General features: G+C 60.8%; 26 protein-coding genes and 2 tRNA genes. 10 read left to right on the top strand and 18 right to left on the bottom strand.

What is annotated here, in order from left to right:
- Positions 1-101: 101 nt before the first annotated feature.
- From Q7V46_RS19210 to Q7V46_RS19200, 3 genes are all read right to left on the bottom strand, one after another.
- Positions 102-178: transfer RNA gene (locus tag Q7V46_RS19210), tRNA-Arg, on the bottom strand.
- 57 nt (positions 179-235) lie between these two features.
- Positions 236-312: transfer RNA gene (locus Q7V46_RS19205), tRNA-Pro, on the bottom strand.
- 57 nt (positions 313-369) lie between these two features.
- Positions 370-1,074, bottom strand: coding sequence for a glutathione binding-like protein (locus Q7V46_RS19200; RefSeq protein ID WP_304915175.1), 705 nt, complete (start codon positions 1,072-1,074; stop codon positions 370-372).
- 66 nt (positions 1,075-1,140) lie between these two features.
- Between Q7V46_RS19200 and Q7V46_RS19195 the strand changes: the two genes are divergently transcribed.
- Entirely contained in the window at positions 1,141-1,806 is a 666-nt protein-coding gene (locus Q7V46_RS19195) for a hypothetical protein (protein ID WP_304915174.1), read from the top strand.
- Positions 1,807-1,824: 18 nt separating this feature from the next.
- Here the strand turns inward: Q7V46_RS19195 and Q7V46_RS19190 are convergent, their stop codons facing one another.
- The 5 genes from Q7V46_RS19190 to Q7V46_RS19170 form a co-directional block, all read right to left on the bottom strand.
- Positions 1,825-3,084, bottom strand: coding sequence for an acyl-CoA dehydrogenase family protein (locus Q7V46_RS19190; RefSeq protein WP_304915173.1), 1,260 nt, complete (start codon positions 3,082-3,084; stop codon positions 1,825-1,827).
- A gap of 42 nt (positions 3,085-3,126) precedes the next feature.
- Positions 3,127-4,212, bottom strand: coding sequence for a phosphotransferase family protein (locus Q7V46_RS19185; protein ID WP_304915172.1), 1,086 nt, complete (start codon positions 4,210-4,212; stop codon positions 3,127-3,129).
- Positions 4,213-4,297: 85 nt separating this feature from the next.
- Positions 4,298-5,017, bottom strand: coding sequence for a Crp/Fnr family transcriptional regulator (locus Q7V46_RS19180; RefSeq protein ID WP_304915171.1), 720 nt, complete (start codon positions 5,015-5,017; stop codon positions 4,298-4,300).
- 139 nt (positions 5,018-5,156) lie between these two features.
- Positions 5,157-5,936, bottom strand: a complete 780-nt coding sequence (locus tag Q7V46_RS19175) for an oxepin-CoA hydrolase, alternative type (RefSeq protein ID WP_304915170.1) — start codon at positions 5,934-5,936, stop codon at positions 5,157-5,159.
- 27 nt (positions 5,937-5,963) lie between these two features.
- Entirely contained in the window at positions 5,964-7,484 is a 1,521-nt protein-coding gene (locus Q7V46_RS19170) for a 3-hydroxyacyl-CoA dehydrogenase (protein ID WP_304915169.1), read from the bottom strand.
- Between the two features lie 75 nt (positions 7,485-7,559).
- Here Q7V46_RS19170 and Q7V46_RS19165 point away from each other — a divergent pair, with 75 nt between their 5' ends.
- Complete coding sequence (locus Q7V46_RS19165) at positions 7,560-9,659, top strand: FimV family protein (RefSeq protein ID WP_304915168.1); 2,100 nt, start codon at positions 7,560-7,562, stop codon at positions 9,657-9,659.
- 59 nt (positions 9,660-9,718) lie between these two features.
- On the opposite strand, the gene Q7V46_RS19160 is transcribed toward Q7V46_RS19165, so the two are convergent.
- The 3 genes from Q7V46_RS19160 to lexA all read right to left on the bottom strand — a co-directional run bounded on the left by Q7V46_RS19160 (position 9,719) and on the right by lexA (position 12,199).
- Positions 9,719-10,726 (bottom strand): D-2-hydroxyacid dehydrogenase family protein, encoded by a 1,008-nt coding sequence (locus Q7V46_RS19160; RefSeq protein WP_304915167.1) that lies wholly within the window; start codon positions 10,724-10,726, stop codon positions 9,719-9,721.
- Positions 10,727-11,021: 295 nt separating this feature from the next.
- Entirely contained in the window at positions 11,022-11,384 is a 363-nt protein-coding gene (locus Q7V46_RS19155; RefSeq protein ID WP_304915166.1) for a hypothetical protein, read from the bottom strand.
- Positions 11,385-11,512: 128 nt separating this feature from the next.
- The gene (gene lexA, locus Q7V46_RS19150; protein ID WP_304915165.1) at positions 11,513-12,199 is read right to left on the bottom strand and encodes a transcriptional repressor LexA; all 687 of its coding nucleotides are present in this window, start codon (positions 12,197-12,199) and stop codon (positions 11,513-11,515) included.
- Between the two features lie 100 nt (positions 12,200-12,299).
- Between lexA and Q7V46_RS19145 the strand changes: the two genes are divergently transcribed.
- From Q7V46_RS19145 to Q7V46_RS19135, 3 genes are all read left to right on the top strand, one after another.
- Positions 12,300-13,304: an asparaginase gene (locus Q7V46_RS19145; protein ID WP_370690390.1), complete on the top strand. Its 1,005-nt coding sequence runs from the start codon at positions 12,300-12,302 to the stop codon at positions 13,302-13,304.
- Between the two features lie 152 nt (positions 13,305-13,456).
- Positions 13,457-13,876, top strand: coding sequence for a hypothetical protein (locus tag Q7V46_RS19140; RefSeq protein ID WP_304915164.1), 420 nt, complete (start codon positions 13,457-13,459; stop codon positions 13,874-13,876).
- A 30-nt stretch (positions 13,877-13,906) separates the two neighbouring features.
- Positions 13,907-14,386, top strand: coding sequence for a DUF6152 family protein (locus Q7V46_RS19135; RefSeq protein WP_304915163.1), 480 nt, complete (start codon positions 13,907-13,909; stop codon positions 14,384-14,386).
- A 96-nt stretch (positions 14,387-14,482) separates the two neighbouring features.
- Here Q7V46_RS19135 and adk read toward each other — a convergent pair whose 3' ends face one another.
- The 6 genes from adk to Q7V46_RS19105 form a co-directional block, all read right to left on the bottom strand.
- Complete coding sequence (gene adk, locus Q7V46_RS19130) at positions 14,483-15,139, bottom strand: adenylate kinase (RefSeq protein WP_304915162.1); 657 nt, start codon at positions 15,137-15,139, stop codon at positions 14,483-14,485.
- 149 nt (positions 15,140-15,288) lie between these two features.
- Positions 15,289-16,104, bottom strand: a complete 816-nt coding sequence (gene kdsB, locus Q7V46_RS19125; protein WP_304915161.1) for a 3-deoxy-manno-octulosonate cytidylyltransferase — start codon at positions 16,102-16,104, stop codon at positions 15,289-15,291.
- Entirely contained in the window at positions 16,101-16,307 is a 207-nt protein-coding gene (locus Q7V46_RS19120) for a Trm112 family protein (protein WP_304915160.1), read from the bottom strand. The genes kdsB and Q7V46_RS19120 overlap by 4 nt, the downstream gene beginning before the upstream one ends.
- A 76-nt stretch (positions 16,308-16,383) precedes the next feature.
- Complete coding sequence (gene lpxK, locus Q7V46_RS19115) at positions 16,384-17,445, bottom strand: tetraacyldisaccharide 4'-kinase (RefSeq protein WP_304915159.1); 1,062 nt, start codon at positions 17,443-17,445, stop codon at positions 16,384-16,386.
- 16 nt (positions 17,446-17,461) lie between these two features.
- Positions 17,462-17,902, bottom strand: coding sequence for a biopolymer transporter ExbD (locus tag Q7V46_RS19110; protein WP_304915158.1), 441 nt, complete (start codon positions 17,900-17,902; stop codon positions 17,462-17,464).
- Positions 17,899-18,540, bottom strand: coding sequence for a MotA/TolQ/ExbB proton channel family protein (locus Q7V46_RS19105; RefSeq protein ID WP_304915157.1), 642 nt, complete (start codon positions 18,538-18,540; stop codon positions 17,899-17,901). The genes Q7V46_RS19110 and Q7V46_RS19105 overlap by 4 nt, the downstream gene beginning before the upstream one ends.
- 434 nt (positions 18,541-18,974) lie before the next feature.
- Here Q7V46_RS19105 and xseA point away from each other — a divergent pair, with 434 nt between their 5' ends.
- Both xseA and Q7V46_RS19095 read left to right on the top strand, forming a co-directional pair.
- Positions 18,975-20,204, top strand: a complete 1,230-nt coding sequence (xseA, locus tag Q7V46_RS19100) for an exodeoxyribonuclease VII large subunit (RefSeq protein WP_370690389.1) — start codon at positions 18,975-18,977, stop codon at positions 20,202-20,204.
- A gap of 121 nt (positions 20,205-20,325) precedes the next feature.
- Positions 20,326-20,907, top strand: a complete 582-nt coding sequence (locus tag Q7V46_RS19095) for a superoxide dismutase (RefSeq protein ID WP_304915156.1) — start codon at positions 20,326-20,328, stop codon at positions 20,905-20,907.
- 67 nt (positions 20,908-20,974) lie between these two features.
- Here Q7V46_RS19095 and Q7V46_RS19090 read toward each other — a convergent pair whose 3' ends face one another.
- Positions 20,975-21,478: a DUF192 domain-containing protein gene (locus Q7V46_RS19090; protein ID WP_304915155.1), complete on the bottom strand. Its 504-nt coding sequence runs from the start codon at positions 21,476-21,478 to the stop codon at positions 20,975-20,977.
- Positions 21,479-21,686: 208 nt separating this feature from the next.
- Between Q7V46_RS19090 and icd the strand changes: the two genes are divergently transcribed.
- The 3 genes from icd (at position 21,687) to clpA (ending at position 25,957) form a co-directional block, all read left to right on the top strand.
- A complete protein-coding gene (gene icd, locus Q7V46_RS19085) occupies positions 21,687-22,940 on the top strand; it encodes an NADP-dependent isocitrate dehydrogenase (RefSeq protein WP_304915154.1) in 1,254 nt (417 codons plus the stop codon).
- A 224-nt stretch (positions 22,941-23,164) separates the two neighbouring features.
- Positions 23,165-23,530: an ATP-dependent Clp protease adapter ClpS gene (gene clpS, locus Q7V46_RS19080; RefSeq protein WP_304915321.1), complete on the top strand. Its 366-nt coding sequence runs from the start codon at positions 23,165-23,167 to the stop codon at positions 23,528-23,530.
- Positions 23,531-23,620: 90 nt separating this feature from the next.
- Positions 23,621-25,957, top strand: coding sequence for an ATP-dependent Clp protease ATP-binding subunit ClpA (clpA, locus tag Q7V46_RS19075; RefSeq protein WP_304915153.1), 2,337 nt, complete (start codon positions 23,621-23,623; stop codon positions 25,955-25,957).
- The last annotated feature ends 49 nt before the right edge of the window (positions 25,958-26,006 follow it).

The raw sequence follows: 26,006 nt of genomic DNA, 5'->3' as shown, positions 1-26,006 counted from the left end.
CGTCAAGTCACCCGTGTTGCACGCCGGTATCGGCTTGTGCGTTGCGTTTTCCGTGATTTTTGCGCCCAGGCAAGCAAAACAGCCTGAACTTTGGAGCGGATTGGCCTGCCCGGAGGGACTCGAACCCCCGACCTGCTGCTTAGAAGGCAGCTGCTCTATCCAGTTGAGCTACGGGCAGACAGGGTGAAATCGATACAAAAAAGGCCCACACTGTGGGCCTTTTTGTTTTTATAAATGGTCGGAGCGGCGGGATTCGAACTCGCGACCCTCTGCTCCCAAAGCAGATGCGCTACCAGGCTGCGCTACGCTCCGACTAAGCTGTGAATTGTACCCTGTGATTCACCCGGTTCCGGGCAGGTCAGATTTTGGTTAGCGTTTTTTGTATTGGGTTTGCCCAAACAGTGTGTCGCGGGCCTTGTCGTCGGTCAGCGGTTTACGCGCATCGGCCAGCACGGCCACGCCCCGCTGTACCGCCGGGCGCGCCGCAATGCGGTCGAACCAGGTTTTCAGGTGCGGGTAGTCCGCCCAGTCGATGCCCTGGTTTTGCCAGCTTCTGAGCCAGGGGAAGATGGCGATGTCGGCAATCGAATACTGCTTGCCCGCAATGAAGGGTTGTTTGGCCACCTGTGCGTTCATCACGCCATACAGACGCCTGGCTTCGTTGGTGTAGCGGTTGTAGGCGTATTCGATTTTCTCTGGCGCATAAATGCGGAAATGGTGCGCCTGTCCGAGCATGGGTCCGACCCCGCCCATCTGGAACATCAACCACTGCAGCACCTCGAACTTCTGTCGATCAGACTTTGGCAGAAACCTGCCGGCCTTCGCCGCCAGGTACAGCAGGATCGCACCCGACTCGAACAGGCTGATCGGCTTGCCATCGGGCCCGTTGGGGTCTACCAGCGCAGGGATCTTGTTGTTCGGGCTGATCTTGAGAAAAGCCGGTTGAAACTGGTCGCCCTGGCCGATGTTGATGGCGTGGACTTGCCAGTCGCGCCCCAGCCGCCAGCCGCATTCTTCAAGCATGATGTGCACTTTGTGGCCGTTGGGCGTGGGCCAGGAGTAGACGTCAATCATGGTGGCAACGGCTCAAAAGGGTAGGAATGTTCATAATGGTCGAACTCTACGAGATTTCATTGAGACATGTTTGAACGCCTGAAGAACGCCTGGTCAGCACGTCCGTCCTCCCCAGCGGCCAACGAGGGGATGAACCACTGGGCCATGGAACGAATGCTGGCCCACGTGCCGCGCAAACATGGTGGATATGCCATTGCGGGCCAATGGCTGGATCGGCAGTTCCGGGCCGAATGCGCTCCTTCAGCACGCAGCTACATCGAGGGTTTCGAGTTGAAGGCCAAGGCCGAACTTGGACTCACGCACGAGGTGCATCTGATCCTGATGAACCGGGCGCTCAAGCGCACGTTTGAAGCTCAGGCCAACAGCCTTTACGAAAACGTCACCGACGCGTTGCAGACCAGCGCGAAACAACTGCCGGAAGAGGTGCGGTGGTTGTCCATGTACCGCGACGCCGGCTGGCCCGGACCGGACGACAGCTTCTGGGCGCGCTACGCTGTGCTCACCGATGCGCCGGAAATCGCACGGGATTGCCTCGATGAGCCGATCATCGAGTTGCTCATGGACTGGCCAGAAGGCGTGAGCGATCGCACGCCCATGCTGTTCATGCTGGCGCGGGGCAATACCTATTTGCGACTGCAGGTTGACCACCCGGCAGACAGCGACGCCGTGCTGCACGCTCTGGACGTTTTTGAACACTTCAGCGCCCGGGCCATCAAGAAGCTCGAGCGCTGAAGCTCTGGTGCTGCGGGTTCAGCAGCCCCGGGTGACGGGCATGTCCACGTCGGTCTTCACGACCATGTGCCGCGCCAGTTCAAGTTTGGCAATGGACTGGCGATGCACTTCGTCCGGGCCGTCGGCCAGGCGCAGGGTGCGCTGATTGGCGTAGGCGTAGGCCAGCGGGAAATCGTCGCTCACACCACCGCCGCCATGGGCCTGGATGGCCATGTCGATCACATCACAAGCCATGTTGGGCGCCACCACCTTGATCATGGCGATCTCAGCCTTGGCCACCTTGTTGCCCACGGTGTCCATCATGTAGGCGGCCTTGAGCGTGAGCAGGCGGGCCATTTCGATACGACAGCGCGCATCGGCAATGCGCTCATGCCAGACCGACTGGGCCGACACCGGTTTGCCAAAGGCTACACGGCTGTTGAGGCGCTGGCACATGAGTTCCATTGCGCGTTCTGCTGAGCCAATGGAGCGCATGCAGTGGTGGATGCGACCAGGGCCAAGCCGGCCTTGTGCAATCTCGAAACCACGGCCTTCGCCGAGCAGCAGATTGCCCACCGGCACCCGCACGTCCTCCAGGATCACCTCCATGTGGCCGTGGGGCGCATCGTCGTAGCCGAACACCGACAGCGGGCGCACGATGGTGATGCCCTTGCTGTTGGCCGGCACGATGATCATCGATTGTTGTGAATGCCGGGGTGCATCGGGGTTGCTCTTGCCCATCACGATGTAGACAGCGCAGCGTGGATCGCCGGCGCCGGACGACCACCACTTGCGGCCGTTGATCACATATTCGTCCCCGTCGCGTTCGATGCGGCACTGGATGTTGGTGGCGTCGCTGGAGGCCACTTCAGGCTCCGTCATCAGAAAAGCCGAACGGATCTCGCCGCGCAGCAGCGGCTCCAGCCACTGGTCTTTCAGTTCCTCGCTGGCGTAGCGCTCGAACGTTTCCATGTTGCCGGTGTCGGGAGCCGAGCAGTTGAACACCTCGGCCGCAAACGGTACACGACCCATGATTTCACACATGGGCGCGTATTCCAGGTTGGACAAACCCTGGGGCGCACGCACGCTGCGCGGCAAGAACAGATTCCACAAACCGGCAGCTTGCGCCTTGGGTTTGAGTTCTTCGATCAGGGTGGTGGGCACCCAGGCATTGCCATTGGCACGGTTGGCGGCGATTTCGGCGAAGAATCGTGCTTCGTTGGGGTAGACGTGCTCATCCATGAACGCGAGAAGGCGTTCACGCATGGCCTTGACTTTGTCGGTGTAATCGAAGTTCATCGGGTCTCCTGTGGGTGTGTGTATCAATGTTTGGATTGGCCGTCAGGCGGCGCTTGCAAAGCGCCAGGCCAGCTCTGCCATGGGACGGGCGCCAGCCGCAGAGCTGACGGCCTGCGGGCTTGATGCGGTGCCGGTTTCGACCCGCTTGGCAATGCCTTGCAGGATCGCCGCCAGGCGGAACATGTTGTAGGCCAGATAAAAGTTCCAGTCGGCCTTGAGCTGATCAGGGGTGGCAAACCCGGTGCGCTCACAGTAGCGGGAGATGTAGGCGTCTTCGCGGGGAATGCCCAGGGCATCCACATCGAGTCCGCCAATGCCTCTGAATGAGCCGGGTGGAATGTGCCAGGACATGCAGTGGTAGCTGAAGTCGGCCAGCGGGTGCCCGAGCGTGGACAGTTCCCAGTCGAGCACGGCCAGCACGCGCGGCTCTGTCTTGTGAAACATCAGGTTGTCGAGCCGGTAGTCGCCGTGCACGATCGACACCATGTTTTCATCGCGCGCCATGGCCGGAATGTTCTGTGGCAGCCATTCCATGAGTCGGTCCATTTCGGGAATGGGCTGGGTCACGGATGCCACGTACTGCTTGCTCCAGCGCCCGATCTGGCGTTCGAAGTAGTTGCCCGGCTTGCCATAGCCGTCCAGCCCGACGGCGGATGGCTTCACCGTGTGCAGCGCAGCCATCACTCGGTTCATTTCGTCGTAGATCGCAGCGCGCTGGTCGCGGGCCAGTTCCGGCAGCGACTGATCCCACATCACCCGACCGTCAACGCACTCCATGATGTAGAAAGCGCGCCCGATGATCGATTCGTCTTCACAGAGCACATGCATCCTGGCCACTGGAACGTCGGTGTCCTGCAGCGCGCTCATGACCCGAAATTCGCGCTCGATGGCGTGTGCCGAAGGCAGCAGTTTGGCCACGGGCCCTGGTTTGGCGCGCATCACATAGGCGCTTCCGGGTGTGATGAGTTTGTAGGTCGGGTTCGACTGTCCGCCCTTGAACATCTCCACCTGCATGGGGCCTGCAAAGCCTGGCAAGTGTGGCGTCAGCCAGTCTTGCAACGCGGCTTCATTGAAGGCGTGCTGATCTGAAACGGGCCGGGTGCCCACGAAATTTTTGTTGATGCTCATTCTGGATACCCGCAGATGACGGACAGGTCGGTAGCGCCTGACCGGGCCCAAGTGCCGTGGCACCTGGCGCCCCACGTTGTACAGCTCAGGATTCGGCTTCCGCGATGCGCATGAGCATTTCCCGGTTGCGAACCACCAGCCCGCCTTGTTCGATGCGGATCGCATCCTCGCGCTCCATCGACTTGAGTTCCTGATTCACGCGTTGCCGTGAGGCGCCGAGCAATTGCGCCAGTTCTTCCTGGGCCAGTTGCAGACCGATGCGTGTCTCGTTGCCGTCGCTCAGACACGGCACGCCGTAGCTGCGCGCCAGATGCAGAAGCTGCTTGGCCAGCCGAGCGCGCAGGGGCAGGGTGTTGAGATCTTCCACCAGCCCGAAGAGTGTGCGAATGCGCCGCGCCTGCAGTCGCATCAAGGCTTCGTACAGCTCCACGTGCGAGTTGAGAATCTTCTGAAAATCGGTACGGGCCACGCAGAGCAGGGTGGTGGGTCCATGTGCGTATGCGTCGTGTGTGCGCTGATCGCCGTCGAACATCGCCACGTCGCCAAACCATACGCCTGGCTCCACATAGGTGAGTGTGATCTGCTTGCCCGAAAGTGAAGTGGAGCTGACACGCACCGCGCCTTTGGCCACTGCCGACCATTCGGTGGGCGGATCGCCTCTGGCGACGATGAGGTCGCCATCCTTGAATCGCTTGACGTGGGCGCATCGGAGTATGTCGTGTCGCAGGGACGGTGAAAGAGAACTGAACCAGCGACCACTGTTGATCGCTTCGCGTTCTTCCATTGTCAGAATCGGTTCGTCCATTGGCTGTCTTATGAGTGACTGGAAATGATGGGATTGTCGCCACAGGGACCCGGGCCGCGCATCAGGGAATGCGCGAGCCACTGTCCCCCAGGTGTCGTGATGGCGGTCTTGACGGCCCCTGAGCACTCTCAAGCGGGTGTCAGCGGTAGCGGGCAGGGCGCTTTTCCAGGAATGCGGTAATCCCTTCACCAGCATTGGCATGGTGCAGGTTGCGCACGAAATGGTCGCGCTCGGCACCCAACTGGGCATGCAGCGAACCTGTGGGGGCTTCGTTGGCCAGTTCTTTGATGCTGGCCAGTGCATTGGGGGCCTTGGCATTGAGCTTGTCGGCCATGGCCAACGCTTCGTTCAATGCATCTCCCTGACTGCACACCTGTGTGATCACCCCCAGCGCATGAAGGCGTGGGGCATCGATGCGTTCCCCTGCGAGCATCAGTTGCATGGCGGTTGCCCGGGGCATCGAGCGCATCAGGCTCCAGGTGGCACCACCGTCGGGCGACAGGCCCACGTTGCAGTAGGCCATCACGAACACGCTGTTGTTCGCAGAGACGATCAGGTCACAGGCCAGCGCCAGCGAAAAGCCCGCACCGGCACACGAACCTTCCACGGCAGCGATCACAGGCTTGGAGAAGGCGCGGATGGTCTCGATCCAGTTGTGCAGGCCTTCGATGCTCTGGGCCTGCACTTCGGGTGCATGTTGTCGGTTGGACAGCAGGCGCTGAAGATTGCCGCCCGCGCAGAAATGGCTGCCCTCGCCCGTGATGACCACGCTGCGTATGTCCGCGTTGCCCTCGGCCACATTCAGCGCCTCGACCCCCGCAGCGTAAATCTCCGGACCCAGCGCATTGCGGTGTTCCGGGTTGCTCAGCGTAAGCACCATGGTCTGGCCATGGCTGTGACTTTTCAGGATGGCGGTCATGTGTGTAGTCGTTCAGTGGCTCAGGCTTCAGATTTCTTCGTGCGTCAGGCTCAGTCCCAATGCGCCACGCCGGCGCAACCAGGGTGAGGGGCGGTAGCGCGGATCGCCGTACACCGTCTGGAGGTTGAACAGAATTTCCAGCAAGTTGGTGGGGCCGATCCGGTCGCCCATGGCCAGGGGCCCCATCGGGTACCCCAGCCCGAGAGTAACGGCCACATCCAGATCGGCCGGCGTGCAAATGCCTTGCTGGCACATGTCGGCCGCGATGTTGACGATGGTGGCGACCACACGCTGCGAGACAAATCCACCACTGTCGCGTATCACACTCACGGCTTTGCCATCCCGGGCAAACAGGGCGTGTGCGGCGTCGCGCATGTCGGGACGGGTGGCCGGGTTGGTTGCCAGAACACGCCGTTTGGTTGCAGTGTCTTCCAGCATCATGTCGATGCCCATGGTGCGGGTGGCGTCAAGCCGCTCGACTGCTGCGAGTGTGGTGACGTCCAGGCCCAGCGGAGCGACCAGAATCAGGGCAGCCTCGGACGGTGTCGCGCCGGTTTCGATGCCTGCACCCAGCGCCTTGAGCAACTGGTAGAGCTCTGGCCGGCGAGCCGCTTTGGGCGACACCCACACGGGCGGCAACGGATCTGCTGCAGGGGCGGGAGGGTCTGCGGGCACCTGCGCCACGCCATTCTGATAGGCGTAAAAGCCTGCGCCCACCTTCTTGCCCACCATGCCGCCGGCCAAGCGCTGCGCGGTGATCACACTCGGGCGGTAGCGGGGTTCTTCAAAGTACTGGTGGTAGATGGACTCCATCACCGGGTGCGACACATCCAGCGCGGTCAGGTCCATGAGTTCGAACGGGCCGAGCTTGAATCCCATCTGATCCTTCAGGATGCGATCGATGGTTGCGAAGTCGGCCACCTTTTCGCCGACCACTCGCAACGCCTCTGTTCCGTAGCCCCGCCCCGCATGGTTGACAATAAATCCCGGTGTATCTTGCGCCGACACCGGGGTGTGTCCGAATTGACGTGCAAAATCGGAAAGTTGTTTGCAAACAACGGGGTCGGTTTTCAGCCCGGAGATGACTTCGACCACACGCATCAGCGGAACAGGATTGAAAAAGTGATAGCCCGCGAATTGCGCCGGACGGCTAAGGCCCGCACCAATTGCCGTCACCGAAAGGGAAGACGTATTGGTTGCGAGCACCGCTTCGGCGCCCACGATGGCTTCCAGGTCGCGGAACAAACGTTGTTTGACATCCAGCTTTTCCACGATGGCCTCAATGACCAGGGAGCAGGGGGCCAGATCGGCGAGGTCTTCAGCCACCGTCAGCCGTTCCACACATGCCTGCATCCGGTCAGCGTCCAGCTTTCCTTTTTCCACCAGTTTCTGCCATGTCGCACGGAGCGCGTCCCTAGCCGATTCCGCGGCACCAGGTTGAACGTCAAACAGAATCACCCGGCTTCCTGCCTGTGCCGCCATCTGTGCAATGCCTCTGCCCATGGCGCCTGTGCCAACTATTCCCGTTGTTTCAAAAATGGCTTGCATATCAAGGTATTAACTCAAGAAGTTCGGTGAGAACCTATGACAGAATGATTCACCGAATAACAAAGGAAAACTGACGTGCGCCAGTTCTGGTTGGGCTGTATTTTGCTATCAACTGTGCTGAGCAGTGCCGCTGCGTCTTTGGGGCGGCAGAGTGGCGCTGCGGTGATCGGTCGTCCACTGGATGTGCGGATCCAGGTTTTGCTGGCGCCGGGCGAAGAATTGAATGCACTTTGCCTGTCTGCCGACGTGCGCTATGGTGACACCCTGTTGCCCTCCACCGTCGTGAGCCTGATTCCTCAAAGGACGGCCCCCGACGCCGAGGCCTCCATTCGCGTTCAGGCCGCCAGGGTCATTGATGAACCCATTGTCATGGTCGACCTGCGAGCCGGGTGCAACGCCTCTCACGCCCGGCAGTATGTGTTCCTTGCCGACCTGGTTACTGAAACCCAGTCGGCGCGGCAGCCCGCCGCACCTCCCCTGCCCGTCGCTGTTGCTCCCTTGCCTACGGCAGGCGCGTCCCAGGCAGCCCCGGCGGTGGCGTCGCCTGATGCTTCCGCAGCAGCCGGGGGAACGCAAGCCTCGCGTCCGCGTACCACGCCGCCCGTGGCCTCTGCTGTACGAGCGCCTGCTCAGGCCTCCACCCCACCCAGCGTGGTGCGACGTCCTGCCGCCCCACAACCTCCCGCGTCAGCGCCGCGTCTGCAGCTGGAGCCCGTCGATCTCAGCTTGAACATAGAGCGCGATCCCACGCTCAGGTTGTCCATGACCATGCTCAGTGAGCCAACCGATTCAGAGGAAGTTCGTGCGTCCGCCGCCCGTCTGTGGGCGGCCATCAACGCGTCGCCCGATGACATCTTGCGTGACGCACAAAAGCTCGCGGTGCTGGAAGCGGAGGCCCAGGGCCTCAGGAGCGAAGAAGCGCGCAACCAGGCCACCATCGCCCAGATGAAGTCAAGCCTGGACCGTTCGCGCTACATGAGCTGGCTGGTCTATCTGCTTGCGGCCTTGCTGCTGATGGCATTGTTGGCATTGATCGTGGTCTGGCGCCGAAAAGGGGAGGCGCAGGACGGCGAAGCATCGAAGGCATGGTGGTCCGAAGACTCCAAGGCCGAACTGGCCCAAAAGACCAAGGAACCATCTGTCCCCGCAAAAGGCGGTGACGTTGATCTGGATCTGGATTTTGATCTGGGGGAAGACTCCGGTTTCGGCGGACCACGGCAGGGCGACGCATTGGCTTCCAGGTTGAGCTCTCGGGAGAGCGACAGCATCCCTTCCATCCCATCACGCGACAAGCGGGACTTTTCTGCCAGCGCGATCGGGGGGGGACGCTCCGTGGCCACGGAAGAACTGTTCGATGTCCAGCAACAGGCAGATTTTTTCGTTTCGCTGGGTGAAGATGAGCAAGCCATCCAGGTGCTGGTGAACCACCTGGCAGACAGCCATGAGCCGAGTCCTCTGGCCTACCTTGACTTGTTCAAGCTCTACCACCGGCTGGACCGTCGCGACGATTACGACCGCCTTCGCACCGAGTTCAACGAGGTGTTCAATGCGGGCGCGCCACCGTTTGAGCACTATTCCGATCAAAGCCGCGGACTCGAATCCTACGAGACCGCCTTCACACGAATTCAAGCGCTGTGGGGCGATGCTCGCGTGCTGGACGTGATCGAACAGTCGATATTTCGCGAAGCTGGCGATGGCGAAGGTGAGGTGTTTGATCTTGAAGCGTATCGGGAATTGCTTCTTCTTCACACCATCGCCAAAGACATCGTCAAGCGCGAAGCCGCACCCGACGCGCTCACCAACTTTCAGCACACCAAGGTACAGCCTCTCAAAGCCGCCGGGGTCGCTGGAACATCGGTGGCGGCAACCACCATCGCTGCCGCTGATGCGGCAGAACCCATGGAGCGCCACACCGAACCGATGGAGTCCATGCCGCCAGCCTCCCCCCGTCTGGGTCTGGACCTGGATCTCACCGAGCTGGATGCCTATTCGGAGTTTGAAGCTTCGCTGCCCGAAGTGGCCGCGCCGGTCGAGCCCACGTCAAAACCCGTCAAGCCCGGGGAATCATCGACACAAGGACCAGCGAGCAACCTGATTGATTTCGAGGTGCTCGATTTCGTGCCACCGTCGGAGGACGACGCGCCATCCGATCGCGGCAACAGTGGGAAGAACTGATTTGTTCCGAAAACCAACGCCAGGTGAAATCTGGCGTTGGTTTTCCTCGCATTGCCGGCTCAGCGCCTAACCTGAAGCGCGCCTGGGTTCACGATGTTCGTCGGTGTGCCCTTGATGAAGTTCACCACGTTGTCAAAGGCCGCAGAGAAATAGGATTCGTAGCTGTCCTGCTCGACGTAGCCGATATGGGGCGTGCAGATGCAGTTCTCCAGCCTGAGCAGGGCATGCCCCTGAAGAATAGGCTCCGATTCAAACACGTCCACTGCGGCCATGCCCGGTCTGCCCCGGTTCAGCGCTGCCAGCAGTGCCTCTGGCTCGAGCAGTTCGGCGCGAGAGGTGTTCACCAGCAGCGAGGTGGGCTTCATGCGCCCAAGATCATCCAGCGTGATGCAGCCAGCGCTGGTTTCGCTCAGGCGGAGATGCACCGACAACACGTCGGCAGATTCAAAAAAATCTTCTTTGCAGGTTGCGACATCGAAGCCATCGGCTGCCGCACGGGCGCGAGACGCTTCGCTGCCCCAGATGACCACGCGCATACCGAAGGCCCGACCGTAGCCCGCCACAAGCTGACCGATCTTTCCGTAGCTCCAGACACCCAGTGTCTTGCCCCGCAACACCATGCCAATACCGAAGTTGGTGGGCATGGCCGAGGATTTGAGCCCGGACTGCTGCCAGGCGCCGTGCTTCAGACTGGACACATATTGGGGGATGCGGCGCATGGAGGCCATGATCAGCGCCCAGGTCAGCTCGGCCGTCGAGAATGGGGCGCCCACGCCTTCGGCCACCGCAATGCCTCGTTCCGTGCAGGCATTCACATCGAGATGGGCACCCACGCGACCCGTCTGGACAACGAGCTTGAGCTTTGGCAGCTTCTCGATCAATTGCCGGGTGATGTGGGTGCGCTCTCGAATCAACACCAGCACGTCGGCATCCCTCAAGCGCACAGCAAGCTGGCCCACGCCTTTGACGGTGTTGGTGAAAACCTTGGCCGGATAGGGTTCCAGCTTTTCGGCGCAGCGCAGCTTGCGCACGGCGTCCTGATAGTCATCGAGGATCACAATATTCATGCCGCTATTGTGCCCGCACGAAATTCCATAACGACACTGGGCTTGCGCACAACCGACCCGACTTGTTTCGATTCGTGACCTGAAGCGCGCCCTTGACCCGCACAGCGCCCCGGGACCATGCGAAACGAAACCACAACGGCTGCAATGCGTGGAGAGCAGTGCCGCGCGACAAGTGCCACTCCGGCCACTTCCTCTCGCCGGCAGCGAGAGAACCCTATCTGAAATCGGGCACCAGGTCGTACGCTGTTCACACGCGCATCGCCTCGAGGCCGTCTGGCGTGCAACCTCCGGGTTGTTACATCTGCCGCATCAGCGAAGCCTGTTCCTGCGCGGCCATGCGGTCCAGCTCCGCGCAGACATCGCCAATTCGGCCAGATATCACCATGCGCATGTCGCGCCTGCCGCCAACGCCCACATGGGTGGATCGCAGCACGCGAACACCACAGACCAGGGGACCTGAAACTGGATCCGCCGCAGGAGGGGAAGGGCGCTCCCGAGACCCTGAGCTCGGGTTGAGCCAGCCCGCGCGGGCGAACAGTTGAAGCGCGCGGTTGGGTTGGAGAGGCCTGGCGGTTTGTGCCGTTGACCACAAAGGCAGCAAGTTGTCGATCAGCCGCAATGGCGCGCGCCATGTGCTGGATTTGAAGCGGATTCCCATGCGAAACTCCTTGGAGGGGTTGAACACAGGCAGGATTGAAATGAAGTCGCCAACGCAGGGATGTGCCAGAAGGCCTTGCGGACCCCCAGGCCAAACGCCCGCCACCTGCTGAGGCGACGCCAGTTTCGTCAGAACTGGAAACTGTTGCGTATCAGGCCCACTGCGAGGCCCTCAATCTCAAAAGGCTCACCCGGTTCGACCACGATGGTTTTGTAGTCTGGGTTTTCAGCGTGCAATTCAATCGAACGCTCGCGCCGCATGAAGCGCTTGACGGTGACGTCGTCACCCAGGCGCGCAACGACGATCTGGCCATTTTTGGCGTCTTTGCTGGCCTGGACCGCAAGCAGGTCGCCGTCCATGATGCCGATGTCGCGCATGGACATGCCTCTGACCTTCAGCAGGTAGTCAGGCGTGCGCTGAAACAGGCTGCGTTCGACCTGATAGGTCTGGTCCACATGCTCTTGCGCAAGGATGGGTGAACCGGCCGCCACGCGACCGATCAATGGCAGCATGAGCTGGGTCAGGCTGGGCAGCGGCAGTGTAAGCTGGCGACCCCGCGATGCATTGATGGACTGAAGGTCTTCGCTACGCAAACGGATGCCGCGTGATGTGCCGCTCACCAGCTCGATGACGCCTTTGCGAGCGAGGGCCTGCAAGTGTTCTTCTGCCGCGTTCGCCGACTTGAAGCCCAGTTCACTGGCAATTTCAGCCCGAGTGGGTGGTGCCCCGGTTCGCGCAATGGCGGACTGGATGAGCTCCAGAATTTGTTGCTGGCGGGCGGTCAGCTTGGGCGCAAAGGGCTGTGACTCGATCATGGCGTTCTCAGGAGATGGACGGTGTGCAACCGGGTGGATGGTGAAACACTGTTTTCCTATCCAGTAACTGTATTTTTTATCAGTTTTTGGGATTTGGCAAGTGACCGAAGCAGATTTGTTGTCGAAGATGGACGGATGTGTGGTGGTGCTGGGCACAGGGGGCACCATAGCGGGAAGGGCTTCCCGCCCCGACGACCTGAGCGGTTACGTGGCTGGCCAGGTGGCTGTGGCCGATCTGGTGAGGGACATTCCTGCATTGGCCAGCGGCTTGTTCGAGGTGGAGCAGGTGGCACAGGTCGACAGCAAGGACATGGACCTGGTTGTGTGGCAGGCGTTGGTCGCGCGTGTCGCCCATCATCTGGCGCGGCCTGAGGTGGTCGGTGTGGTGGTCACCCATGGAACCGACACGCTGGAAGAAACCGCCTACCTCCTTCAGTCCGTGCTCAAGCCCCGCAAGCCCGTGGTGCTGACATGCGCCATGCGTCCGGCCACTGCGCTGGTGCCCGATGGTCCGCAGAACCTGAGCGATGCGGTGTTGCTGGCCCGGCGCGCGGGCGCAAAAGGCGTGGTGGCAGTGTGTGCGGCCAAGGTGCACAGCGCGTTTGATGTTGTCAAGGCTCATACCTATCAGGTGGATGCGTTTGACTCAGGCGACGCAGGGCCGATCGGAGTTGTCGAGCATGGGCAGGTTCGTCTGTTTCGGGCGTGGCCAGCATTCGCCGATACAGCGGATCGGGAAACGGGGGTGTTCGATGCATCGTCCGTGAAGCGATTTTTGAAGGCGACCCGACTCCCCCGGGTCGAAATCGTGTTGAGCCATGCGGCCGCAGATGGCCTGATGGTGCGTTGCCTGCTGGATCATGGCCTCAACCAGTCCCCGGCACCTCTTCAGGGAATCGTCGTGGCCGGGACGGGCAATGGCACGATCCATCGATCGCTGCTGTCGGCACTGGAAGACGCCATGGCTGCGGGGGTGCGTGTGGTCAGAAGCACGCGCTGCGCGCGGGGGTGGGTGTCTACCGATCCAACCGGAATCCCGGATTCGGATGGGCTCCCCCCCCTCAAAGCCCGTCTTGCCCTGATGCTGAACCTGCTGCCGGGTTGAAATGAGACTCCCTCGCGTCGCTTTGCGTCACCTCCTCAATGGAGCGGCACTGGACGTCCGTCCTGAGCTTGTCGACGGGCGGCCCGGCGGTGCCCCTGGAGTGGGCCGTTTCATGCGTGGTCGGTCGCGCGCTTCGCGGTGGGGCAACTGACATGTTTGCCGCACTGGGCGCTCATCCCTGGGCCTATCCCATGCTGGAGGTGGTCCACATACTGGGCATCGGGCTGTTGCTGGGGAATCTCGTCTTGCTGGAGCTGCGGGTGTTTGGCTTTGCGTCAGATCTGCCGGTGGCGAGCCTGGCACGACTCAGTCTGGCGATTGCAGGCCTGGGCTTCGCAATGGCTACGGCATCGGGATTGTTGATGTTTGCGACCCAGGCTGAGGAACTGTTGGCGAACAGGGCATTCACAGCGAAGATGCTGCTGCTGATGCTGGCCGGATGCAACGCAGGCTGGTTCCATGGGCGTCGATCGCTGCAGCGGCTGGACGGCGGGGCGAAAGCCCTGATGGTTGCTTCCACCGTGATCTGGTTGCTGGTATTGACCTGCGGGCGCTGGATTGCCTACGTGTGAGCCAAAGGTCACACTCAACAGGAGAGACAGGTGAAAAGACGAGTATTTCTGCATGCTGGCGCCTTGGCTGGCCTTTCTGCTGCAGGCAGCACAGCGTGGGCTCACCATGGCTGGAGCAGTTTTGACCAGAACCGGCCCATCTATCTTGAAGGCAAGGTCGTCGAGGTGAAATGGCGCAATCCGCACGTTGAACTGATTCTTGAGCTGCCTGAATCGCTTGCTTTGCCTGCTGATCTCGCTCAGCGACCGGTGCCTGCCCAAAGCGCCAACGTCGATGGGACGGCTCTGTTGAGTAAAGCAGTGCTGCCGACGCGCCGGGATCGGCGCTGGGAAATCGAGCTGGCGCCGCTGTTCCGGATCAACCAGTGGAAAATGCCCGAGGTGGCTGTGGGCACGGAAATGTCTGTGGTCGGCTTCACTTTCATCGATGAAGCAGGCGCGGCTCTGGTGCGCGCCGAGTACGTGTTCTTCGACGGCAAGGCTTATGGATTGCGGTCTGGTCCCGCTTGAGCGCTGTGGGCGTTCAGTTCGGCCGCAAAGTTGCCAGGAGCGGCACAAAAAAACCCGGCATTGCCGGGTTCGGTAGAGGCGAGGTGCTGCCTGGGTTCAGTGGCCAAGCGCCTCGAACACGCGAGCGGTGATCTCTTCAACATTTCCGATGCCGCTGATGGCGCGGTATTTTGGTGCGGCCGCTGCGTCCTGCTTGGCCCACTCGCTGTAGTAATCCACCAGTGGTCGCGTCTGGGCGCTGTACACCTCCAGGCGCTTTTTCACTGTTTCTTCCTTGTCGTCATCGCGTTGAATCAGCGGCTCGCCGGTGATGTCGTCCACGCCTTCCGATTTGGGCGGGTTGAAGGTGACGTGGTAAGTGCGCCCGGAAGCGGGGTGAGACCTGCGCCCGCTCATGCGATTGATGATGGCTTCGAAGGGGACGTCTATCTCCAGCACATAGTCGAGCTTGACGCCGGCCGCCTTCAGGGCGTCTGCTTGGGGGATGGTGCGTGGAAAGCCGTCGAACAGGAAGCCGTTGGCGCAGTCGGCCTGACTGATGCGTTCCTTGACGAGATTGATGATGAGTTCGTCGCTGACCAGAGCACCCGATTCCATCACGGACTTGGCTTGCACGCCAAGCGGCGTTCCAGCCTTGACGGCAGCGCGCAGCATGTCGCCCGTAGAAATCTGGGGGATGCCGTACTTCTGGCAAATGAACGTGGCTTGCGTACCCTTTCCGGCGCCGGGTGCACCCAACAGAATCAGTCTCATCGCTTTCCTTTATCTGAGTTTCAATGGAATGGCACGCAGTCTCTGGCGTGCCTGCCCAGCAGGCAGGGCCCCCGGGGCAACCGATCGAGGATAGCATGTGCTTCCCGGCCGCTGCCTTACAGGGTCAGCGCCATGGAATCACTCATTATTCAGAGCGGGGATGAGGTGGATTGGAGCAACTCGCGAACCCGCTCAAGGTCGCCAGGCGTGTCCACGCCTGGACCGGGTTCGTTGTCACTGATGTACACCGCAATGCGATGACCATGCCAGAGCACCCGCAGCTGTTCCAGTGCCTCAACCTGCTCAATGGCGGCAGGTTCCAGTTTCGGAAATGAGCGCAGAAACGCCGAGCGGTAGCCGTAGATGCCAATGTGGCGCAGTGGCGCTGGCCCGGCCAGCCCCTTCAGGGCGTCAAGGGGAGGGGAGCCGTTCAGTCCCTCGCTGTTTCGCCACCAGGGGATGGGCGCGCGGCTGAAATAGAGAGCGATGCCCGAGCGGTCCAGCACGACCTTGACCACGTTGGGGTTGGCGAACTGATCAAGGCTGTCAACGGCATGGGCGGCGGTGCTCATGACGCAATCGGGTCTGCGGGTGAGTTCGCGCGCGACCGCGTTGATCAGATCAGGGTCCATCAAAGGCTCGTCACCTTGCACGTTCACAACCAATGCGTCGTCTGGCAGGCCGAGCAGATCGCAAGCCTCGGCCAGTCGGTCGCTGCCCGACTGGTGATCTGTTCTCGTGAGCAAGGCCTCTACCCCATGCGCTTTGCAGGTTGCCACGATTCGCTCGTCATCAGCGGCAACGACACAACGGCAGGCCCGGCTGAGGTTCGCCTGGCGTGCCACGCGCACAATCATGGGCAAACCTGCGATGTCGGCCAACGGCTTGCCCGGCAGCCGGCTGGAGGCCATCCTTGCGGGAATCAGAACGGTGAAGCCGGCGCCTTCATGGGCATGCAGGCTCATGGTTGTGGTGTCGGTGCGGGAGGTCTCGCTGCCTCTTCCTCCGTGATCGGGCGCGCAAGATGTTCGAGCAGGATCGGAATGCCGTCCCGGATCGGGTACGCCAGACGGGCGCTGCGGGAAAGCAGCTCCTGCTTTTCACGGTTGTAAATCAACGGCCCCTTGGTGACAGGGCAGACCAGCAGATCGAGCAGTTTGGTGTCCATGGGCATCTCCGGCGGAAGTCAGCGCGGTCAACTGCCGCTTTCCGGATCATAGCTGCGGCATGTGGATCGACGGGATTCAGTCCTCAGCTTTCCATGCAGAAGCTCGCTTCTCGATGGCATTGAAAAAAGCGGGATCGATATCGACTTCGAGGGGGGCCGACCACACGGCCGAGCCGGCAGGGATGGCCTGCTGAAACAGTTTGACCGCGTCCTTTTCGGTGCAGATCAGTGTCGCGGGCCCGGCCGACAGCAGCGCCGCGTAGTCGGCCAGCTCTGCATGGTCGGGCAGGGCCACTTCGTTCAGCAGCGTGAGACCGCGCGCTCGCAACATGTCAAAGAAAACATCAGGCCGTGCAATGCCGGCCACAGCGCTCAAGGAAGTGCCCTGAAGCGCTTGCATGGTCAGCCGCTCGCCTTGTGCGCCAATCACCTCGTTTGAGAGGTGTCTGGTGGCATTGAAGGCCGCCGTGCCCGGTGGCAAGGGCACGGCGGTTGGCTGCCGGTCGTCGCGATGCTGGTGCAGCACGAAATCGGGCTTGCCCAACTCGCCATGGGGCGGCCATGGTTCACGCAGCAGCCCGGCTGGCAACAGCCATCCGTTGCCAGTGCCCCGGTCGTCGAACACCACAATCGACACATCGCGCGCCAGTGCCAGATGCTGAAGACCGTCGTCGCAGATCAGTACATCTGTGTTCGGGCAGGTCTCAAGCAGCGCACGGGCCGCGTCCACGCGGCGTTTCGCAACGAACACCGGCGCGCCCGTGTTTCGATGGATCAAGGCGGGTTCGTCGCCACTGATTGTGAGCGGCGTGTCTGCCTTGACCTGTATCGGCCTGGTGTGGGTGCCGCCGTGACCGCGAGACACCACGCCCGGTCGCCAGCCTCTGGATTGAAGATGCTTCACCAGCGCGATCACGGTGGGCGTCTTGCCCGCACCGCCGACCACGACGTTGCCCACCACAATGACTGGGACGGGCAACCGGTGGGTGGTCAGGCGGCCGGTCGCGTAGAGCCAGCGGCGCAGTGCCATCAGGGTGCCGTAGACCACCGAGACTGGCCACAAGGCCCTCGCCAGAACGCCCTTCGTCTGCGCGAGCGCCTGCCATCGGGCTTCGCGTGTTGCCTGTGTGGCGCTCAATGGGGAACGCCCCCGTTCAGGGGCGGGTGCGGGCGGCCGGACCGCTGCTGGACTGCTGGGTGGCGAAGGTGATTTGAACGAGGTTGGCCCGTCGCGCGGCGTCCATGACGTTGATGACCGATTGGTGCGTGGCGGCGGCATCGGCGCTTATGACGATCACGACATCGCCTTCGCTCGGCTTGGCCGACGACAGTGCTCTGGTCAGCGCTTCGACGCCGGTTTCAGTGAGCACCTGGCGGTCGATGGCGTAGCGACCATCGCTGCTGATGGATACGATCACTTCCCTGGGTTTGTCCCGGGATGACTCGGCGTCAGCCGTTGGCAGGTTCACCTGCAGCTCGGTGTACTTGCTGTAGGTGGTGGTCAACATCAGGAAGATCAGAACCACCAGAAGAATGTCGATGAACGGGATCAGATTGATCTCAGGCTCATCCCGGCTGGTCGTCTGGAAGTTCATTTGCGGACCCTGATCAGGTGGCGAACGAATCGTTCGGAGGCCACTTCCATGACCAGCAGGTAGGCATCCACCCGCGCCCGGAAGTACCGCCAGAAGATCAGCGCCGGAATGGCAATCATCAAGCCGAAAGCGGTGTTGTACAGCGCGATCGAAATGCCGCGTGCCAGTTGGGTGGGGTCGCCGCCACCCGGCGAAGTACCCATGCCGCCCGCGCTCCCCTGGGAGGCAAAAATCTCGATCATGCCGATCACGGTGCCGAGCAGGCCAAGCAGGGGCGCCGCCGATGCAATCGTGGCCAGTGCACCCAGGTAGCGTTGCAGCTTGGCTGCGGCCTGACGCCCCGCACCTTCAAGGCTCGATCGCAAATCGCTCTCGCTGACCTTCGGGTTGCTGTTGAGTGTGCGAAATCCGCTGGCAAGTACCTCGCCCAGCACCGAGTTCTGCTCGAGTTGGGCCACCACGTCGGGGCCGGGAATGCTCGCATTGGAAACCATGATCGCCTCGTCCAGGAGCTTTGGCGGGACAATCCGGTCGGTTTTCAGGCTGATGAAGCGCTCGATGATGAGGGCCAGACCCAGGATGGAACAGGCGATCAGAGGCCAGATGGGCCAGCCAGCGGCTTGTATGATGGAAAACAAAACAGGGCTCCAAGCGGTCGCCGCCGCAACTGGCGGACTGATTTCGATCGATGGGATTATGGCGTACGAGCACCGCCTTCCCCATTTGGCTTTTCTCCACGGGCTTGCACCCCGAAAGCGCACCCATGAGGGTTTGTCCAGCGTACCCCGCGGCCCCGATCGGTCTGTGGATAACTTTGTGAAAAACATGGTGTGGACGGGCCCGACTTCAATGCAAGCCAGACTGCGCTGCTTCAGGATTTGAAGCAGCACCACGCAAAACACCATGAAATCAATGACTTGTACTTGTTTTCACCCTGCTGATGGCTCTTGTATGCCGAACGCTCGGAACAGCGCGGCCTGTGGACACCTTTTGGCTTGGAGGCCCTGTGTCTGAAGGTTTTTTTTCTGTATCAGCTGATGCTGCGGGCCGGGTGTGGGCGGTTGGGCCTCTCATGCGAGCGGTTGCGGACACTTTGTCGGCCCGGTTCAACCCTGTCGCCGTCCGCGGCGAGCTTTCAGCCTTTTCCAGGGCGGCCAGCGGTCATTGCTATTTCTCACTCAAGGACGAAACGGGCCAGGTGCGTTGCGCCATGTTCCGGCGGGCGGCCGACCAGTTGAAGTTCCAGCCTCAAGACGGGCAACTGGTCGAGGTGCGCGGCAAGCTGGACGTGTACGGCCCGAGGGGCGATCTTCAATTGATCGTCGAAAGCCTGCAGCCCGTGGGGCAGGGTGCCCTGTTTGAACAATTTCTGTTGCTCAAGGCAAAGCTCGAAGCCGAGGGATTGTTCGACGCAGGGAGAAAACGGCCCCTGCCGGACCAACCCAGGAGCATCGGTGTCGTGACATCACTGGGCGCTGCGGCCTTGCGAGATGTCGTGACAACGCTTCGCAGACGTGTCCCGCATCTGCCGGTGGTGGTCTATCCGGCGGCTGTGCAGGGCAATCAGGCGCCTGCCGAGCTTTGTGCTGCCCTGCGAACCGCGTTCAGGCGTTTCGAAGAGCGCGGCGAAAGCGATGTGTTGCTGCTGGTGCGTGGCGGCGGCTCGCTGGAAGATCTTTGGTCGTTCAATGATGCCAGCGTGGTACGAACCATTGCGCAGGCACCCATGCCGGTGGTCTGTGGCGTGGGCCATGAAACGGACTTCACCCTGGCCGACTTTGTCGCGGACTTGCGTGCACCCACGCCAACGGCCGCGGCAGAGCTGTGTTCCCCGGCCAGGGAGCAGCGCCTGGGCGAGTTGACCTATCTGGGGGAGCGCCTGCGAGATGAGATGGTGAGTGGCCTGGATCGCCGTGCGCAGCGTATCGATTACATCGCCCAGCGCCTGGGACGGCCCTCAACCCGTTTGCATGAGAGCGCTCAGCGGCTGTCTGCTCTTCAACACAGAATGCACAGCGGTGTGATGCATGTCGCCCAGCGACACCGGATACAGATCGAGGCCGTAGGGGCTTCGCTTCCGAAGGCGCTGAGTCGCGCTGTCGAGTTGCAATACAGACGCCTGCAGACCTGTGAAACATCGCTGGGAATGCTGGATCCGCAACTGGTGCTGCAACGTGGCTATGCCTATCTGAGCGATGAGCAGGGGGTGGCCATCACGCGCGCAGACCAGAGCCATCCCGGTCAGGCCGTTGTGGCCACACTCGCCGATGGGCAGATTGGAATGACGGTGGACACTCGGTAAAACCCTGTTGCGGTTGCTTGCATCGGGGTTTCCTACAATGGTGTGCTGGGACGGTGGTGCGGTTTTCGCAGTTGGATCATCGTTCGTTGTTTTCAAAACTTCAATCACACGAGGAAAACCCATGGAACATACCCTACCCACATTGCCTTACGGCCTGGACGATCTGGCTCCGCATTACAGCCGCGAGACGCTAGAGTTCCATCACGGGAAGCACCACAACGCCTATGTGGTGAACCTGAACAACCTTCAAAAGGGGACCGAATTCGAGAACCTCGATCTTGAGTCCATCATCAAGAAGGCCAGCGGTGGTGTGTACAACAACGCCGCCCAGATCTGGAACCACACCTTTTTCTGGAACTGCATGAAGCCCAATGGCGGTGGCGAGCCATCGGGCGCGCTGGCGACCGCCATCAATGCCAAATGGGGTAGCTACGCCGCTTTCAAGGAAGCTTTCGTGAAGAGTGCGGTGGGCAACTTCGGTTCCGGCTGGACCTGGCTGGTCAAGAAGGCAGACGGAACGGTGGATATCGTGAACATGGGTGCCGCCGGAACGCCGCTTACCACGGGCGACAAGGCCTTGTTGACGGTGGATGTATGGGAGCATGCCTACTACATCGACTACCGTAACGCGCGCCCGAAGTTCGTTGAAACGTACCTCGACAAACTGGTCAACTGGTCGTTTGCCGAATCGAATTTCGCCTGAACCTGACGGGCCAGGAAGCACAAAAAAGCGGCCGACAGGCCGCTTTTTTGCGCCCGGATGCAACAACCTACCGGGTTTGGAAGACCGGACCCGTCAGCCGGTAGCCTGGCGCAATGCGGCGTTTGTCAAACCAGCCCTGGTTCATCTCAAGGACGAAGCGCACCGGTCGGTCCGAGCAATGACTCTTTTCGGACAGCGGCTGCATGTCCGCCAGATTCACGATGCTTCCGTCGTCGGCCACGAAAGCGGCCGTCAGGGGAATCAGGGTGTTTTTCATCCAGAAGCATTGAACGCTTGGCTGTTCAAAGATGAACAGCATGCCTTCATGTTGTGGCATCTCGCGCCGGTGCATGAGGCCGATCTGGCGTTGACCGGGCGTCTGGGCGACCTGGGCGTCGATCTGGTGCATGCCTGCACTCAATCGGGTACGGGGCAGGTCCAGTTGAGGCTGGTCGGTCCGTTGGTCGGCGAGGGCCACCCAAGGTGCTGCAGAGGCAAGGGTCAGCAACACTATCCAGCGCATGGTCCGGGCTGGCTTTCGAATCTGGGATGATGCGGCGCGAGCTTTCATGGCGGCATCTTAACGTCGCATGGGCGGGTCCAACGCAGCAGGGAAAGGGTGACCGGCCGAGCGCGGGGTGACACCCGGTGTCAGGCCCGGTACAGTCGGAGGGGATAAAATCGCCGAATGCATCATGTGAAATGATGTTTCAGTCGATGCAGCCTCAGTTGCCAATTTGCTGCGTCGCTTTCCAAGCTCTTACCGGAGACCCGATTCCATGTACCAGCACATCAAAGTGCCCGCCGAAGGCCAAAAGATCACCGTCAATGCCGACATGTCACTCAACGTGCCTGACGAGCCCATCATTCCCTACATCGAGGGCGACGGCACTGGGTTGGACATCACCCCCGTGATGCTCAAGGTGGTGGACGCTGCTGTGGCCAAAGCCTACGGCGGCAAGAAAAAAATCCACTGGATGGAGGTGTACGCCGGCGAGAAGTCAACCAAGGTCTACGGTCCTGACGTCTGGCTGCCGGAAGAAACGCTGGCTGCGCTGAAGGAGTACGTGGTTTCCATCAAGGGTCCGCTGACCACACCGGTGGGCGGCGGCATTCGCTCGCTCAACGTGGCGCTCCGCCAGGAACTCGACCTCTACGTTTGCCTGCGCCCCGTGCAGTACTTCAAGGGTGTGCCTTCTCCACTGAAGGAACCCGAGAAGACCAACATGGTGATCTTCCGTGAGAACTCTGAAGACATCTATGCCGGCATTGAGTACGAAGCGGAATCCGACAAGGCCAAGAAGCTGATCAAGTTCCTCATGGAAGAGATGGGCGTGACCAAGATCCGGTTCCCGAACACCTCGGGTATCGGCATCAAGCCCGTGTCCCGCGAAGGCACCGAGCGTCTGGTGCGCAAGGCGATCCAGTACGCCATTGACAACGACAAGCCCAACGTGACCATCGTGCACAAGGGCAACATCATGAAGTACACCGAGGGTGGCTTCCGCGATTGGTCGTATGCCTTGGCCCAAAAGGAGTTTGGCGCTGAATTGATCGACGGCGGCCCATGGTGCAAGTTCAAAAACCCGAAGACGGGCAAGGAAATCATCGTCAAGGACAGCATCGCCGATGCCTTCCTGCAGCAGATCCTGCTGCGCCCTGCGGAGTATTCCGTGGTGGCCACGCTCAACCTGAACGGCGACTACATCTCCGACGCCCTGGCCGCTCAGGTCGGTGGCATTGGCATAGCCCCCGGCGCGAACCTGTCTGACACGGTGGCCTGCTTCGAAGCCACTCACGGAACGGCACCCAAGTACGCCGGCAAGGACTACGTGAACCCCGGTTCCGAAATCCTGTCTGCCGAAATGATGTTGCGCCACATGGGCTGGACAGAAGCCGCAGACCTCATCATCAGCTCGATCGAAAAGTCGATTGCCAGCAAGAAGGTGACCTACGATTTCGCCCGCCTGATGGAAGGGGCCACCCAAGTCAGCTGCTCTGGCTTTGGCCAGGTCATGATCGAAAACATGTGAGAGCTTGAGTTTGCGGCTTCATCCGCTTGTCGGATGAAGTCCTGGCTGAAGCAAATGCCTCAAATAGCCGCCGGGAAGCATGGCTCCTCGGCGGTTTTGTTTTGGGTGCGCGCTGCACAATGGTGCATGAATCGCTGTGCCATCTTTTACCTGGCTACCTGCCCCGGAGCGGAATCACGGTTGCTATGCCCAGCATTCGTTGGGGATGTGTGCGCACCGCTAGAATGGATTTCATGGCCACCCAGAATCCAAAAAAACCGGAAACACCAGTCACCCCGCCCAGCGTGGGCAGTGACGACGCAGTGGTGCTTGAGCGCCGAACCCAGCGCACCAAGCCGCCGCAAATGTTTCAGGTCGTGCTGCTCAATGACGACTTCACGCCCATGGAGTTCGTGGTGCACGTCATTCAAGAGTATTTTGGCAAGGATCGGGAAACAGCCACGCAGATCATGCTCAAGATTCACCTGGAAGGCAAAGGTATTTGCGGGGTTTATTCTCGCGATGTGGCCAGTACCAAGGTCGACCAAGTCTCGCAGGCAGCCAGAGGTGCAGGGCACCCACTGCAATGCTTGAGTGAACCTGTTGAATAAGAACGAACCTGCCCCAGATGTGAACGTATTCACCCATTCACTGCTCTCACCGTTTGCGATTCAGATCACCCACAGCCAAAGGACGTGTCCATGATTGCCCAAGAACTTGAAGTCAGCTTGCATATGGCCTTCGTTGAGGCCAGGCAACAGCGACACGAATTCATCACCGTGGAGCACCTTTTGCTTGCCCTGCTGGACAATCCCAGCGCGGCGGAGGTGCTTCGGGCCTGTTCGGCCAATATCGACGACCTGCGCAAGTCTTTGACCAATTTCATCAAAGACAACACCCCGCAGGTGGCTGGCTCCGACGAAGTGGACACACAACCCACGCTGGGCTTCCAGCGGGTGATCCAGCGCGCCATCATGCATGTGCAAAGCACCGGCAATGGCAAGAAGGAAGTCACTGGTGCCAACGTGTTGGTCGCCATCTTTGGCGAGAAGGATTCGCACGCCGTGTACTACCTGCACCAGCAGGGCGTCACCCGACTGGACGTGGTGAACTTCATTGCGCATGGCATTCGCAAAAGCGACCCGCCAGACACCGGCAAGCCCGGCGATAGCGCCGCTGAAAACGAAGAAGCTGCCGAGCCCAAGGGCAATGAGAAAGCCTCACCACTGGAACAGTTCACCCAGAACCTGAACCAGCTTGCCAAAGACGGCAAGATCGATCCATTGATCGGACGCGAATACGAGGTCGAACGTGTCATCCAGATCCTGTGCCGCCGCCGCAAGAACAACCCGCTGCTGGTGGGTGAAGCCGGCGTGGGCAAGACGGCCATTGCCGAAGGTCTGGCATGGCGCATCACGCAAGGCGACGTCCCGGAAATCCTGGCCGAATCCAGCGTGTTTTCCTTGGACATGGGCGCGCTGCTGGCCGGCACCAAGTACCGCGGTGATTTTGAGCAGCGTTTGAAGGGTGTGCTCAAGTCGCTCAAGGACAAGCCAAATGCGATCCTGTTCATTGACGAGATCCATACCCTTATTGGCGCCGGAGCAGCTTCGGGTGGCACACTGGACGCCTCCAATCTGCTCAAGCCGGCGCTCTCCAGTGGCCAGCTCAAGTGCATTGGTGCAACCACGTTCACCGAGTACCGTGGCATCTTCGAAAAAGATGCGGCGCTCAGCCGCCGATTCCAAAAGGTTGATGTGGTCGAGCCTACCGTGGAGCAGACCGTGGACATCCTCAAGGGCCTCAAGTCCCGCTTCGAGGAACACCACAACGTGAAGTACGCACTGGCCGCGCTGCAGGCCGCTGCCGAACTGAGCGCCAAGTACATCAACGACCGCCACCTGCCCGACAAGGCCATCGACGTGATCGACGAGGCCGGTGCTGCGCAACGCATCTTGCCGGTGTCCAAGCGCAAGAAGACGATCAGCAAGACCGAGGTCGAGGAGATCGTGGCGAAGATTGCGCGCATTCCGCCCGCCAACGTGTCCAATGACGACCGTGGCAAGCTGCAGACGCTCGAGCGCGACCTGAAGAGCGTGGTGTTTGGTCAAGACAAGGCGCTTGAAGTGCTGGCTTCCTCGGTCAAGATGGCGCGGTCCGGACTGGGCAAGAGCGACAAGCCGATCGGCGCCTTCCTGTTCAGCGGTCCGACCGGCGTGGGCAAGACCGAAGCGGCGAAACAGCTCGCCTACATCATGGGTATTGACCTGATCCGCTTCGACATGTCGGAGTACATGGAGCGCCATGCCGTGAGCAGGTTGATCGGTGCGCCTCCGGGCTACGTCGGCTTTGACCAGGGAGGCTTGCTGACCGAAGCCGTGACCAAGAAGCCGCATTGCGTGCTGCTGCTGGACGAGATCGAGAAGGCCCACCCGGACATCTTCAACGTGCTGTTGCAGGTGATGGACCATGGCACCTTGACCGACAACAACGGGCGCAAGGCCGACTTCCGCAACGTGATCGTGATCATGACCACGAACGCGGGTGCCGAGACCATGAACAAGGCCACGATCGGGTTCACGAACCCCCGGGAAGCGGGCGACGAAATGGCCGACATCAAGCGCCTCTTCACGCCAGAATTCCGCAACCGGCTCGATGCCATCGTGGGTTTCAAGGCACTGGACGAGAACATCATCCTGCGGGTGGTCGACAAATTCCTGCTGCAGCTCGAAGGGCAACTCGCAGAGAAAAAGGTGGAGGTTGCGTTCACCGACAACCTGCGCAAGCACTTGGCGAAGAAGGGCTTCGACCCGCTCATGGGTGCGCGTCCTATGCAGCGCCTGATCCAGGACACGATCCGTCGTGCGCTGGCCGACGAGCTGCTGTTTGGCCGCCTGACCGAAGGTGGGCGACTGACCGTGGACCTGGAGACGGTCACCGACGACGCCGGCAAGGAGACCCAGGAGGTCAAGCTCGACATCCAGCCCTTGCAGAAGAAGGAAGGCAAGGCCAAGCCTGAGGAAGCCACCGCAGGCTAGGCTGGTGTGAGCCCATGAAAGAAGGCCCGGTCACCCGGGCCTTCTTTAT

Origin of the sequence: Hydrogenophaga sp. (assembly GCF_030651625.1) — a bacterium.
In the GTDB taxonomy this organism is placed as follows: Bacteria; Pseudomonadota; Gammaproteobacteria; order Burkholderiales; family Burkholderiaceae_C; genus Hydrogenophaga.
This window is presented reverse-complemented; position numbering and strand designations above follow the sequence as displayed.